The sequence below is a fragment of the Candidatus Pelagibacter sp. HIMB1542 genome, from assembly GCF_052047835.1.
Classification (GTDB): domain Bacteria; phylum Pseudomonadota; class Alphaproteobacteria; order Pelagibacterales; family Pelagibacteraceae; genus Pelagibacter.
In genome coordinates this window covers 498,975-517,121 of sequence record NZ_JBNAJB010000001.1, presented here as the reverse complement: position 1 = coordinate 517,121, position 18,147 = coordinate 498,975, and the positions used below count along the sequence as shown (strand labels likewise).

Annotated in this window: 23 protein-coding genes; 16 read left to right on the top strand and 7 right to left on the bottom strand. The window is 28.7% G+C overall.

Annotated features, from left to right (window positions below; translation table 11 throughout):
- The first annotated feature begins 53 nt into the window (after positions 1-53).
- The 5 genes from pstC to phoB are packed head-to-tail and all read left to right on the top strand — an operon-like array spanning position 54 to position 4,852.
- Positions 54-1,457: a phosphate ABC transporter permease subunit PstC gene (gene pstC / locus ACTTBI_RS02845; RefSeq protein ID WP_440652467.1), complete on the top strand. Its 1,404-nt coding sequence runs from the start codon at positions 54-56 to the stop codon at positions 1,455-1,457.
- On the top strand, positions 1,450-2,712 hold the full coding sequence (gene pstA, locus ACTTBI_RS02840) for a phosphate ABC transporter permease PstA (protein WP_440652466.1): 1,263 nt from the start codon (positions 1,450-1,452) through the stop codon (positions 2,710-2,712). Before pstC ends, pstA begins: the two co-directional genes overlap by 8 nt.
- Complete coding sequence (pstB, locus tag ACTTBI_RS02835; protein WP_440614405.1) at positions 2,712-3,473, top strand: phosphate ABC transporter ATP-binding protein PstB; 762 nt, start codon at positions 2,712-2,714, stop codon at positions 3,471-3,473. Before pstA ends, pstB begins: the two co-directional genes overlap by 1 nt.
- A 3-nt stretch (positions 3,474-3,476) precedes the next feature.
- Positions 3,477-4,169 carry a phosphate signaling complex protein PhoU gene (gene phoU, locus ACTTBI_RS02830; protein WP_262589241.1) on the top strand — a complete coding sequence of 231 codons (693 nt, stop codon included), beginning with the start codon at positions 3,477-3,479 and terminating at the stop codon, positions 4,167-4,169.
- 2 nt (positions 4,170-4,171) lie between these two features.
- Positions 4,172-4,852: a phosphate regulon transcriptional regulator PhoB gene (gene phoB / locus ACTTBI_RS02825; RefSeq protein WP_440652465.1), complete on the top strand. Its 681-nt coding sequence runs from the start codon at positions 4,172-4,174 to the stop codon at positions 4,850-4,852.
- Here the strand turns inward: phoB and ACTTBI_RS02820 are convergent.
- From ACTTBI_RS02820 to znuA, 5 genes are all read right to left on the bottom strand, one after another.
- Positions 4,841-5,497 carry an MIP/aquaporin family protein gene (locus ACTTBI_RS02820; RefSeq protein WP_440652464.1) on the bottom strand — a complete coding sequence of 219 codons (657 nt, stop codon included), beginning with the start codon at positions 5,495-5,497 and terminating at the stop codon, positions 4,841-4,843. The two genes, phoB and ACTTBI_RS02820, sit on opposite strands and share 12 nt — an antisense overlap.
- Complete coding sequence (locus tag ACTTBI_RS02815) at positions 5,487-5,918, bottom strand: arsenate reductase ArsC (protein WP_440652463.1); 432 nt, start codon at positions 5,916-5,918, stop codon at positions 5,487-5,489. The genes ACTTBI_RS02820 and ACTTBI_RS02815 overlap by 11 nt, the downstream gene beginning before the upstream one ends.
- A complete protein-coding gene (locus tag ACTTBI_RS02810; protein WP_440652462.1) occupies positions 5,918-6,142 on the bottom strand; it encodes a DUF6552 family protein in 225 nt (74 codons plus the stop codon). The genes ACTTBI_RS02815 and ACTTBI_RS02810 overlap by 1 nt, the downstream gene beginning before the upstream one ends.
- Before the next feature lie 56 nt (positions 6,143-6,198).
- A complete protein-coding gene (locus ACTTBI_RS02805) occupies positions 6,199-7,080 on the bottom strand; it encodes a phytanoyl-CoA dioxygenase family protein (protein ID WP_440652461.1) in 882 nt (293 codons plus the stop codon).
- A gap of 132 nt (positions 7,081-7,212) precedes the next feature.
- Complete coding sequence (gene znuA, locus ACTTBI_RS02800; protein ID WP_440652460.1) at positions 7,213-8,226, bottom strand: zinc ABC transporter substrate-binding protein ZnuA; 1,014 nt, start codon at positions 8,224-8,226, stop codon at positions 7,213-7,215.
- Between the two features lie 66 nt (positions 8,227-8,292).
- On the opposite strand from znuA, the gene ACTTBI_RS02795 reads away from it, so the two are divergent.
- The 4 genes from ACTTBI_RS02795 to ACTTBI_RS02780 are packed head-to-tail and all read left to right on the top strand — an operon-like array spanning position 8,293 to position 11,265.
- Positions 8,293-9,039 carry an ATP-binding cassette domain-containing protein gene (locus ACTTBI_RS02795; RefSeq protein ID WP_440652459.1) on the top strand — a complete coding sequence of 249 codons (747 nt, stop codon included), beginning with the start codon at positions 8,293-8,295 and terminating at the stop codon, positions 9,037-9,039.
- 1 nt (position 9,040) lies between these two features.
- Positions 9,041-9,844, top strand: coding sequence for a metal ABC transporter permease (locus ACTTBI_RS02790; protein WP_440634127.1), 804 nt, complete (start codon positions 9,041-9,043; stop codon positions 9,842-9,844).
- A gap of 24 nt (positions 9,845-9,868) precedes the next feature.
- A complete protein-coding gene (locus ACTTBI_RS02785; protein WP_440652458.1) occupies positions 9,869-10,267 on the top strand; it encodes a Fur family transcriptional regulator in 399 nt (132 codons plus the stop codon).
- Positions 10,267-11,265, top strand: a complete 999-nt coding sequence (locus ACTTBI_RS02780; RefSeq protein ID WP_440652457.1) for an Ldh family oxidoreductase — start codon at positions 10,267-10,269, stop codon at positions 11,263-11,265. Before ACTTBI_RS02785 ends, ACTTBI_RS02780 begins: the two co-directional genes overlap by 1 nt.
- On the opposite strand, the gene xth is transcribed toward ACTTBI_RS02780, so the two are convergent.
- Together xth and ACTTBI_RS02770 are read right to left on the bottom strand one after the other, a co-directional pair.
- The gene (gene xth / locus ACTTBI_RS02775) at positions 11,257-12,033 is read right to left on the bottom strand and encodes an exodeoxyribonuclease III (protein ID WP_440652456.1); all 777 of its coding nucleotides are present in this window, start codon (positions 12,031-12,033) and stop codon (positions 11,257-11,259) included. The genes ACTTBI_RS02780 and xth overlap by 9 nt on opposite strands.
- Positions 12,033-12,350 (bottom strand): HesB/IscA family protein, encoded by a 318-nt coding sequence (locus ACTTBI_RS02770; RefSeq protein ID WP_440634131.1) that lies wholly within the window; start codon positions 12,348-12,350, stop codon positions 12,033-12,035. The genes xth and ACTTBI_RS02770 overlap by 1 nt, the downstream gene beginning before the upstream one ends.
- A gap of 50 nt (positions 12,351-12,400) precedes the next feature.
- Between ACTTBI_RS02770 and ACTTBI_RS02765 the strand changes: the two genes are divergently transcribed.
- From ACTTBI_RS02765 to tatA, 7 genes are read left to right on the top strand one after another with little or no spacing between them, the layout of a single operon-like run.
- Positions 12,401-13,519: a deoxyguanosinetriphosphate triphosphohydrolase gene (locus ACTTBI_RS02765; RefSeq protein WP_440652455.1), complete on the top strand. Its 1,119-nt coding sequence runs from the start codon at positions 12,401-12,403 to the stop codon at positions 13,517-13,519.
- Complete coding sequence (argS, locus tag ACTTBI_RS02760) at positions 13,516-15,249, top strand: arginine--tRNA ligase (protein ID WP_440652454.1); 1,734 nt, start codon at positions 13,516-13,518, stop codon at positions 15,247-15,249. The genes ACTTBI_RS02765 and argS overlap by 4 nt, the downstream gene beginning before the upstream one ends.
- Positions 15,249-15,512 (top strand): hypothetical protein, encoded by a 264-nt coding sequence (locus ACTTBI_RS02755; RefSeq protein WP_440652453.1) that lies wholly within the window; start codon positions 15,249-15,251, stop codon positions 15,510-15,512. Before argS ends, ACTTBI_RS02755 begins: the two co-directional genes overlap by 1 nt.
- Entirely contained in the window at positions 15,502-16,452 is a 951-nt protein-coding gene (locus ACTTBI_RS02750) for a glycoside hydrolase family 3 N-terminal domain-containing protein (RefSeq protein ID WP_440652452.1), read from the top strand. Before ACTTBI_RS02755 ends, ACTTBI_RS02750 begins: the two co-directional genes overlap by 11 nt.
- A 9-nt stretch (positions 16,453-16,461) precedes the next feature.
- Positions 16,462-17,205, top strand: coding sequence for a segregation and condensation protein A (locus ACTTBI_RS02745; RefSeq protein ID WP_440652451.1), 744 nt, complete (start codon positions 16,462-16,464; stop codon positions 17,203-17,205).
- A complete protein-coding gene (gene scpB / locus ACTTBI_RS02740; RefSeq protein WP_440652450.1) occupies positions 17,198-17,899 on the top strand; it encodes an SMC-Scp complex subunit ScpB in 702 nt (233 codons plus the stop codon). Before ACTTBI_RS02745 ends, scpB begins: the two co-directional genes overlap by 8 nt.
- A 47-nt stretch (positions 17,900-17,946) precedes the next feature.
- Positions 17,947-18,147: a twin-arginine translocase TatA/TatE family subunit gene (tatA, locus tag ACTTBI_RS02735; RefSeq protein ID WP_440652449.1), complete on the top strand. Its 201-nt coding sequence runs from the start codon at positions 17,947-17,949 to the stop codon at positions 18,145-18,147.

Genomic DNA, 18,147 nt, shown 5'->3' with positions numbered 1-18,147 from the left:
AGAATTTAATTTGTAACAAAACTGTAACATTTAGAAGATAGACATCATTTCGAATGAACTTCGTCTTAATATTCTTAATATCAATATTTTCATTATCTTTATTTTTTTACGGTAAATCAAAAACTAAAAGTATCTCAATAAACAAAAATATTAAATTAAACGCACTTCCAAAATTTTATGGATACTACCTGGTATTATGGTGTTCGATACCTTCTTTAGTGTTCCTGGTTATCTGGACATTGTTCGAACCAGTAATTATTAAATCAATAATTATTGAAACTGCTGCAAATAAGGGGGCTATTTTTAATGATAAGAATGAAGCAAATTTAGTTTATGAAAAAATTAAAGCTATTTATGCAGGTACTTTTTTTGGAGATATAAATATTATTTTAAAAGAAAGTGCAATTTCATATGCAAAATTTATTAATATTTTTACTAATTCAAAAATAGTATTAATTTTTACTATTGTCATTGCTTCAGTAATTTATTCGTTAAAAAAAATCAAAAATAACAACAAAGCAAGAGATGATGTTGAAAAAATTTTAAAAGGATTATTGTTTGCTTCATCTCTAATTGCAATTTTAACCACTTTAGGAATAATTTTTTCACTTTTATTTGAAAGTATAAAGTTTTTCTCAGTGATAAATATTTTTGATTATTTATTTGGGACTAATTGGAGTCCTCAGAGAGCTTTTGTTAGTGATGCATCTGCAATAACAGCAGCTGAATATGAAGAACTTAAAGATGCATTTGGATTTATTCCATTGATCGCAGGCACTTCATTTATTGCTTTAATTGCTATGTTAGTCGCAGTTCCAATTGGATTATTTTCTGGAATATATATGGCTGAATACGCTTCAATAAAAATAAGAAGAATATCAAAACCAATAATTGAAATCTTAGCTGGTATTCCAACAGTTGTTTATGGGTTTTTTGCAGCACTAACAGTTGGTCCTTTTTTTAGACAAATTGGTGAAAGTTTAGGATTAACCGTATCTTCAGAAAGTGCTCTCGCAGCAGGATTGATTATGGGTATTATGATCATCCCTTATGTGTCATCATTATCTGATGATGTTATTAATTCTGTACCACAATCTTTAAGAGATGGTTCTTATGCAATAGGTGCAACAAAGTCTGAAACAATAAAAAAAGTAGTTATACCTGCTGCATTGCCAGGTATCATAGGCTCAGTTTTACTTGCCGTATCAAGAGCAATTGGTGAAACAATGATTGTTGTTATGGCAGCTGGTCTTGCAGCAAATTTAACTATTAACCCATTAGAGTCCACAACAACTATAACCACCCAGATTGTAATGATTTTAGTTGGTGACCAAGAGTTTGATAGTCCAAAAACTCAATCTGCTTTTGCTTTGGGTTTAACTTTGTTTATAGCAACCCTTGTTCTTAACTATATTGCTCAAAGAGCAGTTAAAAAATACCGAGAGAAATATGACTAAAGATCAAAGATTAAAAAAAAGACATAATGCTGAAAAAAGATTTAGATTTTATGGTCTAGCATCAATTTTTGTAGCATTGTTGTTTGTCATTATTTTGGTTCACAATATTTTTTCAAAAGGTAGTTCTGCATTCATGAAAACAGCTATAAATGTTGAAGTTTTTTATGATCAAGAGCTTTTAGAAATACAAAATGGAGATACAGAGAATGAGATTTTAGATGCTGATTTCTATGATGTTACTATTGAGAGCTTATTAAAAGTTTACCCTGCTAAAGATTTAGATCAAGAAAATCAATTAATTGATTTATTCACTACAGATGCAGAGATTGAAATTAAAAGAGCTTTTTTAGAAAATAACAATTTAATTGGAAAATCATTAAATATAGAGATAACAGCATCAGATGATATTGATCAATTGCATAAAGGAAATTATCCAAGAGATTTACCAGAAGACAGAAGAAGAATATCTGATTTCCAATTAGTTATTTACGATACATTGGTTGAAAATAAAAAAATTATTAAGAATTTTAATAATTATTTTTTTAAAAATGGAGATTCTCGTGATCCTGAACTTGCTGGTATTGGTGGTGCTTTAGTTGGATCTTTTTACAGTATAATTATCTGTTTATTGTTAGCTTTTCCTGTTGCAGTGTTGGCTTCAATTTATTTAGAGGAATTTGCTCCAAAAAATAAGATTACTGATTTTATAGAAATTAATATCAATAATTTAGCAGCTGTTCCTTCAATAGTTTATGGTTTATTAGCCTTACAAATATTATTAGCAACAATCCAATTACCAAGATCTACACCATTAGTTGCTGGAATAACTCTAGCTTTAATGACACTGCCTAGAATTATTATTCCATGCAGAGCATCCTTAAAAGCTGTTCCACCATCTATTAGAGAGGGTGCTTTAGCCGTAGGCGCTTCTAAATTTCAATCTGTATTTCATCATGTTGTTCCTTTAGCGTTGCCTGGAACTTTGTCAGGAACAATTATAGGATTAGCTCAAGCTTTAGGAGAAACAGCTCCATTAATTTTAATTGGTATGGTTGCATTTGTAGTTGATATCCCCTCTACACCAATAGATCCTTCAGCCTCTCTGCCTGTCCAAGTTTATTTGTGGTCTGAGTCTGCTGAAAGGGGATTTGTAGAGAAAACATCTGCTACTATCATGATGTTATTAAGTTTTTTAATTGTAATGAATTTCTTAGCGGTATATTTAAGACAGAAATTCGAGAAAAGATGGAACTAATGAACGAAGTAAAAATTAAATCAACGAATTTAAATGTGTACTACGGTGAGAAGCAAGCGTTGTTTGATGTTAATTTAGATTTAAATGAAAAAGAGGTTACAGCTTTAATTGGTCCATCTGGTTGTGGAAAATCTACTTTTATTCGATGTCTGAATAGAATGAACGATGTAATTGATATCTGTAAAGTTACTGGAAATATTGAAATTGATGGTATTGAAATTAATGACAAAAATTTAGATGTTGTATCTTTAAGGGAGAGAGTGGGAATGGTTTTTCAAAAACCCAATCCATTTCCAAAAAGTATTTATGATAACATTTCATACGGTCCAAAAATTCATGGCAAGGGTGAAACCAAAAGTGAGTTAGATGAAATTGTTGAGAGCAGTCTAAGAAAAGCTGCTCTATGGGAAGAAGTGAAGGATAGACTTGACGAGCCAGGTACAGGACTTTCTGGTGGTCAACAACAACGGCTTTGTATCGCTAGAGCAATTTCTGTAAATCCTGAAGTTATATTGATGGACGAACCTTGTTCAGCATTAGATCCTATAGCAACAGCAAAAATTGAAGAATTAATCGATGAACTTAAAAAAACATATACAATTGTGATTGTGACACACTCAATGGCTCAAGCAGTTAGAGTTTCACAAAAAACAGGCTTTTTCCATCTAGGTAAGTTAATTGAAGTAGGTAAAACAGAGAAAATTTTTAAAAATCCTGATAATAAAATGACACAAGACTATATTACAGGTAGATTTGGATAAATTATGAGCAATGAGCATACAGTAAAATCTTATGAAGAAGAATTAAGATACTTAATTGACTCAGTTATCAAAATGGGAAGTTTGACAGAGTCTCAAATGGTAGATTCTATGGATGCAGTAATTAAAGTTGATAAAGACTCTATTGATAAAATTATTAAAAGTGATGAAGAAATAAATAAATTTAGATCTAAAATTGATACTCAGATTATGACTCTACTAGTCAAAAGAGCACCTATGGCTATTGATTTAAGAGAAACAATTAGTTCTTTAAAAATATCTCAGGACTTGGAAAGAATAGGTGATCTATCTAAAAGTAATGCAAAAAAAGTCAAACCATTGCCATTAGATTTGCCTGAGGAGTTATTAGGAAATTTAAAGAGATTAGGAGACTTAGTAATTAAACAATTAAATGATGTTCTAGATAGTTATGTAAATAAAAATTATGACAAAGCTAAAGAGGTATGGGAAAAAGATGAACAAGTTGATGATTTGACTTATATAGCCATGGAAAGTGTCATTGATTTTCTTTCAAAAGATAAAAAAAATTTAGATTTCTCAACCCATTTGATTTTTGCAACAAAAAATCTTGAAAGAGCGGGAGATCATATAACTAATATTGCTGAAACAATTTGTTTTTTAATTAAAGGTGAATACTTAAAAGGTAGCAGACCTAAAGGAAAAGTTATTCAACAATAAAAATGAATGGTAGGATATTTATTATTGAAGACGAACCTTCAATAATTCAATTAGTTCAACATAATCTAGAAAAAAACGGTTTTATAGTATCATCCTCATTAAATGGTAATGATGGTTTAAAAGAATTAAAAAAATTTCAACCTGATCTACTATTATTAGATTGGATGTTACCTGATCTTTCAGGGATAGAAATTTGTAAAAGTATAAGAAAAGACAATAGTTTTAAAAGTTTACCTGTGATTATGCTAACCGCTAAAGGGGAAGAGGAAGATAAAATAAAAGGTTTAGATAGTGGTGTAGATGACTATTTAACTAAACCGTTTAGCTTTAATGAATTGATGGCAAGAATTAAAGCTGTCTTAAGAAGATCTAATCCAAATATAGTATCTGACAGTTTAGAGTATGAAGACCTAAGCTTAGATAGAATTGAAAAAAGAGTATTTAGAGATAAACAAGAAATTAAGCTTGGACCAACAGAATTTAGATTGTTGGAATTTTTTTTAACTAATCCTAAGAGAGTTTATTCAAGAGATCAAATTTTAGAAAATGTTTGGCCAAATAATGTTAATGTTGAAAGCAGAACTATTGATGTCCATATCAGAAGATTAAGACAATCTGTAAATTTAAAAAATAAAAAGGAATTAATTAGAACTGTAAGATCTTCTGGTTATTCACTTATTTAAAAAAACTTTTTTTACTAGATAAACAGCTATTATCATTCCAATTAATTCAGCCAATATATAAAACGGTGTATTCAAATAATTTATACCAGTAAAAGACTCTGTAAAAGTTCTAGCTATAGCAACTGCAGGATTTGCAAAGGATGTTGATGAAGTAAACCAGTAACCAGCTGTAATATATAAACCAACAGAAGCAGCTACAGTAATTTTACCTGATTTCATTGAACCAAAAATTATCATTATAAGACCTAATGTAGCTACTATTTCTGATACAAATATATAAATGCCATCTCTTGATTTTGTTGATAGCTCAAATATTTGATGTTCAAAAAAGAAGTTAGCTAAGGCAACACCCAACAAACACCCTAGGATTTGAGCAGAAATATAAAAGGGAAGTAATCTTTTTTTTAATTTTCCTGTAATTGTCATTGCAATACTAACAAATGGATTAAAATGAGCACCGGATACATCAGCAAATACTGTAATTAACACAAATAAACCAGCGCCTGTTGCTATAGTATTGGCAATTAGCATTAAAGCTATATCGTTGGTCAGATTTTCAGCCATTAAGCCTGATCCAACTATGATCATTACTAGAAAGCAACTTCCAATAAATTCTGAAAGAAAATATCTACTTTTATTTTTCATTTACCCAATCTTTAATTTTACTACTTATAATATTGAATGTTTTTCTAATGATTATTTGCTTTTCTTCATTATTTGCACTTTGAAGTTTGGATACAGGATCTTCAATATCCCAATGTATTATTTGTTCCTTTTGAGGCCATATAGGGCACACCTCATTATTTGCGTTATTGCATACGGTAAATACATGATCCATTTTTATTTCATTATTTATAAATTCTTCAAAGTTTTTAGAACTATAGTTGCTTAAATTATAATTTTTGTTTTTCTCTAAAAAACTTTTAACATCTTCATTGATTTTTCCAGATGGATTACTTCCAGCGCTAAAAGCTTTAAATTTATCTGAGTATTCATTATTTATAATGCTTTCAGCTATAATACTTCTTGCAGAATTACCAGTGCATACAAATAAAACATTTTTCATTAAAAAATAATTTTGTAAATACCGATTACAAATAGTGGAATTTGTAATCCAAAATTAGTTAAAATAGTCTTATCCTTTAACAAGAAACCTGAAATTGTCCATCCAACAACACCCAGTCCATGAAAATATATATTAAGTGGATAAATATTAAGATTTGTAAGCAAAATACCAGTTAACACCAAAAATGTGCTGATCCATTTAAGATATTTTTTTATAAATAACATTCAAAATTTATATGAATGTTATGTTAAAAATTTATTACAAAGAACTTTAATGTAATTTAATTTTTTTGAAGTTCGTAAATAGAAACATAATGTTTCTTCTTAGGGAGTGGGATTATGGTTGGAACTTTAGTCAATCTTGGTTTTATTGATTTATTTCCTACAATAATATTTTTGTCATAATTTTCTAAATTAACTTCAGGATGAGGGTTTCCATCATTGATTAATGGCCAAGCATCACATGCTCTATAACCAAATAAAATTAAGGGCCTTGAGCTATTCATAAGGTTGTGTCCAGACCCATGGACTAATCTACAATGAAAAAAAACAACTGTTCCAGCGGTTCCAGTTATAGAAACACTATCTTTAGTTCCTATTTTATTTTTTTTAGTATCTATTTTTCCAACAAAATAATTTTCTTTGCTGTGATGGCTGTATAATTTCTTTTTGTGTGAATTTTTTATTATTTTAAGAGGCCCATTTTTTTCATAGCAATCATCTAAATATATACCAACTGTGATTAAATCATCGTTAGTATGAGGGTAAAAAGCCCAATCTTGGTGCCATCCAATTTCACTTCCTTTTTTCTTATTTGGAAGCTTAAAATTTAATTTACCAAGATGAAATCTAACTGTTCCACCTAACAATTTCTTAGCTATGGATATAATCTTTTTATCTCTAGATAATTCATAGAAGATTTTATGCCTGTTCTGAGGGTTATTTAGTCTCAATATTTCTTTATTTTTTGAAGAGTCTGAATTGTAAACAAAATGGTAATTATTATAGGATTGAGTTCCATTTGCACCATTGCCATTTTTTTTCTTTTTCTCTTTTGAAATTACTTCATTAACAATTTTATTTATTTTGTTTATCTTTGTTTGAGAAATTAAATTTTCTTTAACAAGATAGCCATTTTTTTTAAATAAATTTAAATCATTCATAAAATTGAGTTATGAAGAAAATAAATCTTCTTAGAAAAAATTACAATGCTTATTGTGTTATAAAAATATCAGTGAATATTATATGTTAATCCGAGAATTTAATAAAATTCCCGGATTAAACCTAATTTTTAATTAACAACCTTTGAAAGATGCAGACATATTTCTTATTAAATTGAAATATAGATCTTTACCTAGATCTAATGTTGCACCAAGAGGATCTAAAACACCAGTTTTAATCTTCATATCTTTTGCAACAGCATTGATAATATCAGGATTAAACTGAGGTTCTGAGAACACACAAGCTACTTTATCATGCTCGATAATTTCTCTAATTTCAGCTAATTGTTCTGCTCCAGGCATTACATCTGTATTAACAGTAAATGCACCTAATACTTTAACGTTAAATCTTTCCTCAAAATATTGATAAGCATCATGAAATACAATTGAAGAAACACTGTTACTTAAGTCTGTCATTACGTCAATTGTAAGTTTATCGATTTCTTGTAAAGCTTTAGCTAAATTACTTTTATAGTTAGCTTCATTTTTTTGATCATTTTCAATTAAATGTTCTGCCATTTCATTTAACATAGCTTTTGCGTTAATTGGGTCCAACCAAATGTGTGGATCAAATTCACCATGTGCATGTCCTTCATGATCATTATGTCCATGGTCGTCATGATCATCTTCTTTTTTACTATGATCGTCGTGCCCGTGATCATCATGATCATCTTCTTTTTTATTATGATCGTCATGCCCATGATCATGATCATGTTCGTCAAAAATATTTCTCTCTCTAAATTTTAATACTTGTATTCCTTTGATTTCAATTAGTTCAATTTTTTCAGCTTTTTTTGCAATAGAACTCAACGGTTTTTCTAAAAAATTTTCTAAATCTTCTCCTATCCAAAACACAAGATCAGCATTTTGAAGCATTTTTGCATGAGAAGGCTTCATTGCAAATCCATGAGGGGAGGCATAACCATCCACTATTAGATCTGGTTTGCCCACACCATCCATTAAATAACTTGCTAATGAATGTATTGGTTTAATAGAAGCAACTACCTTAATTTCAGCATTTGCTGATGAAAATATAGTTAAAAAGGATATTAATGAAAAGATTATTGGTATTTTTTTAAGATTTATCATAAGTAATTATTTATTGTTATATTATAACATTATGTAATAATATAACATTTACAAGTCAAGGATTAAATGAGCTCTGATAATAAAACTTTAGTTCAACTTAACAATGTAGGCTTTCGTCAAAATGAGAAGTGGTTGGTAGAAGGCGTTTCGTTAAAAGTTGAAAAAGGAAAAATTGTAACTTTAATTGGTCCTAACGGGTCAGGAAAAAGCACAACTGCAAAAATTGCTTTAGGAATTTATAAAAATATAGAAGGGAATGTTGAGAAATATACTAACAAGATTGGATATGTTCCTCAAAAAATATCTATAGATTGGACATTACCTCTTCGTGTTTATGATTTTATGCTGTTAACAGAAAATATTGATGAGGAAGCGATAGATGAAGCTTTAAATTTAACTGGTGTCGTTCACTTAAAAAATAAAAATTTAGGAAATTTATCTGGGGGTGAGTTTCAAAGAGTTTTGATAGCAAGGGCTATTTCAAAAAAACCAGAATTATTAGTTCTTGATGAACCTGTTCAAGGTGTAGATTACACAGGTGAAATTGCTCTTTATGAATTGATTAAAAAAATTTCAGACACTCTTAATTGTGGAATTTTATTAATTTCACATGATTTACATACTGTAATGACAGCTACTGATCATGTTGTTTGTTTAAACGGCCACGTTTGTTGCTCTGGTACACCAATGGATGTAGCAAAAAACAACGAATATAAAACTTTATTTGGTGAAAAAGCATCTCAAATTCTTTCTGTATATGAACATAAACATGACCATGTTCATTCAGAGGAAGGACAAATAAAGAAAAATTAATATGTTTGACGATTTTTTTATTAGAGCTTTAGTTGCTGGAATAGGTGTGGCTTTAGTTACTGGCCCCTTAGGTTGTTTTGTAATTTGGAGAAGATTATCTTATTTTGGTGATACACTCTCTCACTCAGCTTTATTAGGAGTGACTATGGCCTATTCTTTAGAGTTAAATATAGCCTTATCTGTTTTTGTAATTTCATCTGTAGTTGCTTTAATTCTTATTCAACTTCAAAAAAAAACTAATCTACCTGGTGATGCTTTGCTAGGTTTGTTAGCACATTCTTCTCTAGCAGTAGGCTTGGTTGTGATAGGATTTTTAACATTCATTAGATTTGATATAATGGGTCTGTTGTTTGGTGACATATTAGCTGTAACTACAAATGACATACTAATAATTTGGATAGGTGGTGCTATCATATTGCTGATTTTAAAATTGATATGGAAACCTTTATTTGCATCGACTGTTAATTATGAATTAGCTGAGGCAGAAGGGTTAAATCCAGAGCGAGCCAAAGCTGTATTCACAATTTTAATGGCAGCAATCATCGCAATTTCAATAAAAATGGTAGGATTGTTGTTAATAACTGGAATGCTAATCATTCCAGCTGCTATGGCTAGAAATATCTCAGACAGCCCTCAGAAAATGATATTTTTCTCAATTATAGGTGGTTTATTATCTGTAATACTAGGATTGTTTTCTTCACTTGAGTTTAACACAGCTTCAGGCCCCTCAATTATTGCTGCTTCATTGTTTTTATTCATTTTATCTTTGTTTAAAATAAAGCAATCCATTCAATTGAAAAACTAATGACTAATTGATAAGAATTTATAGATGCAAAAAGAACACAATCTTTCTAAAAACCAAAAAATAATTTTTGATCTCATTGATAAATCTGCTGAACCTATGAAGGCTTATTCAATTCTTTTTAATGTTCAAAAAAAAGGGATTAAAGCACCATTACAAGTTTATAGAGCTTTAGATAAATTAGTTGAAATTGGAAAAATCCATAAGATCGAAAGCAGAAATGCTTTTATTGCATGTCAAAATTCTAGTTGCCAAATTTCTAAAGCAACAGCTTTTTCTATTTGTGAAAGCTGTGAAAAAGTTTCAGAGATAAATAATTCAAAACTTTCAAAATATTTATCAAATTTTGAGGATGACTCAGGAATGAGATATAACAAATATAACTTAGAATTTTTTGGTTTATGTAAAAAGTGTAAATCGAAGTAATGAGCACAGTATCTTTAACCTTAGATGAAATATTTGAACTTGCCAAAAAAACTCTTTTGGCTAATGGATGCGATGATGAAACAGCATCAATTTTATCAGATTTAATAAGAAATGCAGAAAGAGATGGCTCAGTATCTCATGGTTTATTTAGATTGCCAGCATACGTTACTGGTCTTAAAAGCGGAAAAATTAATGGAAAAGGTAAACCTGAGGTTAAAAAAATATCTCCATCAGTAATTAAAGTTGAAGGAAATTGTTGTTTAGCGCCTGTTGTATTAAATAAAGGATTGCCAGAATTAGCTAAAGCTGCAAAAGAAAATGGTGTTGCGGTATTAGCAATAAACAATTCACATCATATGGCTGCTATGTGGCCTGAAACAGAAAAGTTAGCTGAAGATGGTTTGGTTGCTTTTGCATGTACGTCTTACAAGCCTGCTGTTGCACCTGCAGGAGCAATAAAACCATTATTTGGAACGAACCCAATTTCATTCGCTTGGCCAAGACCTGGAAAAACTCCAGTTGTTTATGATATGGCAACTGCATCGATGGCAATGGGTGAAGTTCAGGTTGCTAAAAGAGAAGGGCACAAAGTTCCACTTGGAACTGGCTTGACTAAAGATGGAAAAGAAACAACTGATCCGGGTGAAATTGCTGATGGTGGAGTATTATTACCTTTTGGTGGTTACAAAGGTTCTGCAATTGCAATGATGGTTGAATTATTAGCGGGCGCTTTAGTTGGTGATAATTTTAGTTATGAAACAGCTGCTAAAGATAATAACGATGGTGGACCTCCAAGCGGTGGTGAATTTATATTAGCAATAAATCCAGATAAAACTTCAGGAACTGATTGGCAGAAACAGGCAGAAGAATTTTTTAAGAAGATGAAATCAATGGGTGAAGTAAGATTACCTGGTGAAAGACGTCATAAAAATAGATTGGACACTGGTCCAAGAAATATAAATGAAGAGTTAGTTAATAAAATTAAATCTTTAAGCTAAAGTAATTTCAATAGGAGTGTGGTCAGAAGGTTTTTCTCTCCCACGAGGATCTTTGTTGATGTTTATATCCTTAATTTGATCAATCAATGAATTTGAAACTAAAAAATGATCAATTCTCATGCCATTATTTTTTTGCCAGGCACCTCTCATGTAATCCCAAAACGTATATCCTTCTTTTTCTTCATTAAAATATCTATAAACATCGTTAAAACCTAGATTTATCATCTCTCTAAATTTTTTTCTGATTTCCAACCTGTATAAAGCATCATCCTCAAAACTTTTTACATTATAAACATCTTCTGCTGATGGAATTATATTAAAATCACCAGCTAAAATTAAATTTGGATTTTTTCTAGATAAAGTTTTTAGTTGTTTGATTAATTGATCAAGCCAATTTTTTTTATAGTCATATTTTTCAGTATCAACAGGATTTCCATTTGGAGTGTATATATTAATTAATTGAATAGTTTTTTTCTTATATTCAAATTCAGCAGAAATTATTCTTGATTGTTTTAATTTATCTTTAATTAAATCAGTTTTAATATTTTTTAATTTATTTTTAGAAATAATTGCTACACCATTATAACTTTTTTGACCAAATACGTGGCTTTCATAATCCATTGAAGAAAAGTCATCATAAGGAAAATTGATATCCTCGGTTTTGATTTCCTGCATCATTAAAATATCTGGTTTATATTTTAATAAATAGCTTTTGATATTTTCAATTCTTGCTCTTACAGAATTTACATTCCAAGAAGAAATCAGCATTAAAGTGAGAAAGAAACACCACAACCACAAGAGGATTTTGTTTGCGGATTAGATATTTTAAATTGTTCACCTATTAATTCAGAAACATAATCAACTTCAGAGCCTTTAAGTAAATCTGCAGAAGTTTTATCAATTAAAATATTTTGAAAATTTAAATCGTCATCTTGTTTTGATTTATCAAAAGTGAATTCGTATTGAAATCCTGAACAACCACCACCCTTAATAGCGATTCTAAAAAATGAACCTTTGTCTTTTTTTGCCAACAAACTTTCTATTTGTTTTAACGCATTATCTGTAAATTTAATTTCTTTAATCATGTCTCAACACTGATATTACTAATATAATACTTAATTATTTTAATTAAAGGATGAAAAAAGACGCTTTGTTAGGGGTATACAAAAGTAAAGGCAGACTAATTAAGGAAGCAAACTCAAAATATCGATCTCCTTTTCAAAGAGATAGAGATCGTATTATTCATAGCGCATCATTTAGAAGGTTAAAACATAAAACCCAAGTATTTGTTAATACTGAAGGAGATCATTTTAGAACAAGGATTACTCACTCAATAGAAGTTGCTCAGATTGCAAGATCAATAGCTAAATATTTGAAATTAAATGAGGATTTAGCCGAAACTTTAAGTTTAGCTCATGATTTAGGCCACACGCCGTTCGGTCATGCTGGAGAAGATGCCTTACATGAATGCATGGAGAATTATGGTGGTTTTGATCACAACCTTCAAACTTTAAGAATAGTTATGTTTTTAGAAAATAAGTATTTTAAGTTTAAGGGATTAAACTTGACCATAGAAACGTTAGAAGGTCTTCTTAAACATAACGGACCTGTTCAGGATATTGGTTTAGTTAATAAGTTAATAGGGTTAAAAGCTTTTAAAGGTAAAATTAAATATAATTCATTTCCTTCTCTTGAAGCTCAAATTTCAGCAATTTCAGATGATATCGCATATAACAATCACGATATTCAAGACGGAATAAAAGCCAACCTTTTTAAAATGGAGGAATTGGTTGAAATAGATTTTTTTAAAAATATTCATAAAAAATATAAAAATAAAATTACTAATAAAAATTATAAAATTGCAATTTATCAAATTATAAGAGACTCAATTGACCTCATGGTTAGAGATTTATTGAGCAATACTCAGAAAAATATTCAAAAGCTTAAGATAAAATCCTCAAGAGATGTAGCTAAATCTAATGAGTTAATTGTTTGCTTTTCTAACCAAATTAAGAATGCAGAAAAAGAAATTAAATCTTTCTTAAGATACAAAATGTATGACAATAAATCAGTATTGAAAAAAAATCATAAAGGTAAATTAATAATTAAGAAATTATTTAAAATAATTAAATCAAATCCAAGAAAATTTTTGTCCAAAGATCAATTGACTAAAGACAAATATAGAGCTATTTCAGATTTTATATCTGGTATGACTGATAGATATGCTATTAACCTTTATAACGATAATAAATGAATATTTTTGAATTATATTTAGACAAAATTAAATCAGTTATTGTTGATTTGAATAAAAATAATCAGCTAGAAATTCCAGAGAGTTTTAATGGTATTAATGCAGAAATACCTCCACCAAAATTTGATTGTGATATTTCAACAAATGTTTCAATGGTTTTATCAAAAATCAATAAAACCTCACCATTACAGCTTGCAGAAAAACTTGCTCCTGAAATTAAAAATAATGACAGCGAAATTGAAACAATATCTGTAGCTAAACCAGGATTTATTAATATTAAATTTAAACCATCTTTTTGGTCAAATTTTATTAAAAATATCACAGAAAATGCAGATAGTTTTGGAATTAATGAGAAAGAGAAAAAAAATAATTATTTAGTAGAGTTTGTTTCAGCAAACCCGACAGGTCCTTTGCATGTAGGACATTGTAGAGGTGCTATTCTAGGTGATGTTATCTCTAATGTTTTAATTTTTAATAAACACAAAGTTACAAAAGAATATTATGTGAATGATTATGGTAACCAAATTATAAATTTTACTAAATCAGTATATTTTAGAATTAGAGAAGTTCATTTTAAAGAAACATTTCCTGAAGATAATCCTGATTTGTATCCTGGGGATTATCTAATTGATTTTGCAAAAAATATAATTTCAAATAATTCAGATCTTAAATTTGATAATTTTGATGAAATTAGAGATAAATTAACAGTCTTATCAATAGAGCAGGCACTTCTGCTTATCAAAAACAATCTTAAAAGCTTGGGTATTAAACATGATAATTTTGTTAGTGAAAAAAATATCGTATCAAACAATGAAGTTGAAAGTGTAATAAATTTTTTAGAAAAAAATAACTTTATTTATAAAGGAAAAATCAAAGCCCCCGCCGGTGAAGATAACAAAGATTGGGTTGAAAGGAAGCAATTATTATTTAAATCAACAGAATTTGGTGACGATAAAGATCGTGCACTTCAAAAATCTGATGGCACATGGACTTATTTTGCAAGTGACGTTGCTTATCATAAAAATAAAATTGATCGAAATTTTGATTACTTAATCAATATTCTTGGAGCAGATCATTCAGGTTATATAAAACGGATTACCTCCTCAGTTGAAGCACTGTCAGGAAAAAAAGATACATTAATTTGTAAAATTAGTCAGTTGGTAAAGTTAATTAAAGATAACAAGCCTTTCAAAATGTCAAAAAGAAAAGGGGATTATATTACGGTTGATGATTTAATTGAAGAAGTTGGAAGAGATGCAACAAGATTTATTATGCTTAACAGAAGTAGTGATGTTGAATTAGATTTTGATTTCGATGCAGTCAAGGAAAAATCTAAAGACAATCCACTATATTATGTTCAATATTGTTATGCTAGAATTTCATCTGTATTTAGACATATAGATAAAGACTTAAATTCAAAAATTGAATTAAATGATTTCAATTTTGAATATTCTAATGATGAAATTAAAATTTTAAAAAAATTATCTGAGTGGCCAAAATGTATAGATTCTGCAAGTACAAAATTAGAACCACATAGAATACCTGTTTACTTATACGATCTTGCTTCGGAATTTCACGCGTATTGGAATTTAGGAAAACAATTTCCAGAAAAAAGGTTCATTAATGAACAAAAAACAGTCTCACCAGATAAATTGATATTTTTGAAAGCTATTTCTAATGTTATTAAAACAGGTATGGATATTGTTGGTGTTGATACACCCAATCAAATGTAATGCTTAAAGAAATAAAGTACTTAATATTTGTTTTAGTAATACTTTTATTTATTTTTTTTACAGGCAAATATTATTTTTCTGATGAACACAAAAAAAAATCATATAGATCTCATCAAAATATTGATGAGAAAATAAAATTATACTCAAAAAATTTACCAGTTTTAGAGAATGATACTCAAAATGTAATTGAGTATGTTAAGCAAACAAACAGAAAGAAAAAGAAAAAATTTAATTTTTGGAAATTATTAGACAATGATAAGTAAAAGAAAATCTTTTATAGTTGGTTTAAAATCTACAAAATTATCTAAAAATGAAATTTTATTTCTAAAAAAATATAAACCCTGGGGAATTATCCTATTTACTAGAAATATTAAATCTTTTGATCAAGTTAAAAAATTAACCTCTAGCATTAGAAAAATTTTTGAGGATAAGAAATATCCAATTATGATTGATCAGGAAGGAGGAAGAGTAAACAGATTAAGAAATTTAATTTCCTTTGATAATATGACATCTGAATATTTTGGAGATTTGTTTAATAAAGATAAAAAAAAATTTGAAATCGTTTATAAGTTATTTGTAGATAAAACTTCTTATTTACTGAATTTAATTGGTGTGAATATCAATACTGTTCCAGTTTTAGACGTTAGAGTTAATGGCGCAAGCAAGGTAATTGGGGATCGTTCTTATTCAAAAAATAAAAAAATTGTCTCTAAATTAGGTGATATTTGTATTGAATTATTTCAAAATAACTCAATAGGAACTGTAATGAAGCATATACCTGGTCATGGTTTAGCAAAAGTCGACAGTCATTATTCAACACCGATTATTAATAAAACATATGGATATCTTCTCAAAAACGATTTTTGGACATTCAAAAAGAAGAAATGTTTATTTGCAATGACAGGTCATGTTGTTTATTCAAAAATTGATAAAAATAACACCGCCACTCACTCTAAAAAAATAATTAATATTATTAGAAAAAATATAGGATTTGAGAATATTTTAATTTCAGATGACTTATCAATGAAGAGTTTAAGTGATGATTTAAAACTTAATACTATTAATTTATTCAGTGCAGGTTGTAATATAGCACTTCATTGCAATGGAAATATGAAAGAAATGAAGATAGTTGCAGAAAATTCACCTCAAGTGAATAGTTTTATTGTTAAAAAAACATCTCAATTTTATAAAATTTTAAGCTAATATCTTTTCATGTCTGTCACTGATTCTGAATTATTTAATGTTGATATAAATAATTATAATGGACCATTAGATGTACTTTTAGATTTAGCAAAAGCTCAAAAAGTTGATCTAGAAGAAATATCTATAACTAAGTTAGCAGATCAATTTCATGAGTATATTACCAATGAAAAAAATTTAAATTTAGAAATTGCTTCTGAATATCTTTTAATGGCTACATGGTTAGCCTATTTAAAATCAAAATTACTTTTACCTGGTACTCCTGAAGAGGAATTTAAAGTTCAAGAAGTTGCAGAAAAGTTAAAATTACAGTTAAAAAAATTAGAATTAATTAGATTATTATCCGAACAAATGCTTAAGAGAAAAAGACTAGGTAGAGAAATAAGAACAAGAGGTATGAAAGGAAATATTAGATCAATTTATAGCACAGAATATAACTTAAGTTTATTTGAGCTCATGAAAGCTTACTCAACAATAATAATGACTAAAGATTTTCAAAAAATGAATATTCCAAAACTTCCTGTGTTCACAACAGAAGATGGGATTAAAACAATTAGAGAATTTTTTGGCAAACTATTTGAATGGAAAAAACTTGATGAATTAATTCCAAGTAATTTTAAAAGTGGTTCAAAATACAAGAAAACCGGTAAGGCTGGAATTTTTGCTGGATCATTAGAATTAGTTAAAGAAGGAAATTTATCAATTAAACAAGATAAATTGTTTGATGAAATATATATAAAGGAAATAAATGATTAAAAAAGCAAAAGCTTCAAAAGATAATGTTTTAAAATTCCCATTAAAATTATCTGATTTAGATAAAGAAATAGAAGCAATTATTTTTGCTGCAGCTGAGCCTTTAGATGTAGATACAATAGAAAGTAAAGTTTCTAAAAAAGGTAATGTTCCAGAGTCTTTGGAAAAATTAAAACAAGAATATTCAAATAGGGGAATTAATTTAATTTGTATAAAAGATAAGTGGTCTTTTAGAACATCACCAAATTTATCAAGTTTAATGTCCCAAGAAAAAACTGTTGAAAAGAAACTATCTAGAGCTGCAGTAGAAACATTAGCTATAATTGTTTATCATCAACCAGTTACGAGAGCTGAGATAGAGGAAATAAGGGGAGTTGCCTTTGGTACTAATACTTTAGAGATATTAATGGAATTAAATTGGGTAAAACCAGGAGGTCGAAAAGATGTCCCCGGTAGACCAATTCAATACATAACTACTGATGATTTTTTAAGTCATTTTAACATACAAAAATTATCTGATCTTCCAACAATTGATGAATTGGGTGCTGCTGGTTTAATTGATAGTTCAAGTGTTGATAATGCTATTTTTGGAACTGGAAAATTTTACAAAGAAAAGCAAGAAGAGAAAAAAGAAGATATTTATTCTAATATAGATGAAATGCTTAATAGCACTCTAGATCCTGAAGAGAAAGAATAGTAAAAAAGTAACTTTCAAAATAACCTTAAAAAGGTTATAAGTTTTTTATGAGTATAGGAATTTGGCAAATAGCTATTGTAGTTATATTGGTTGTTTTATTGTTTGGAAGAGGAAAAATTTCAGGCTTAATGGGTGATGTAGCTAAAGGTATTAAAAGTTTCAAAAAAGGAATGGCGTCAGACGTAACTGACGATACAGAGCCAAAAAATATATCTGACGATAACAAAGACTCGGATAACAAAAATTAA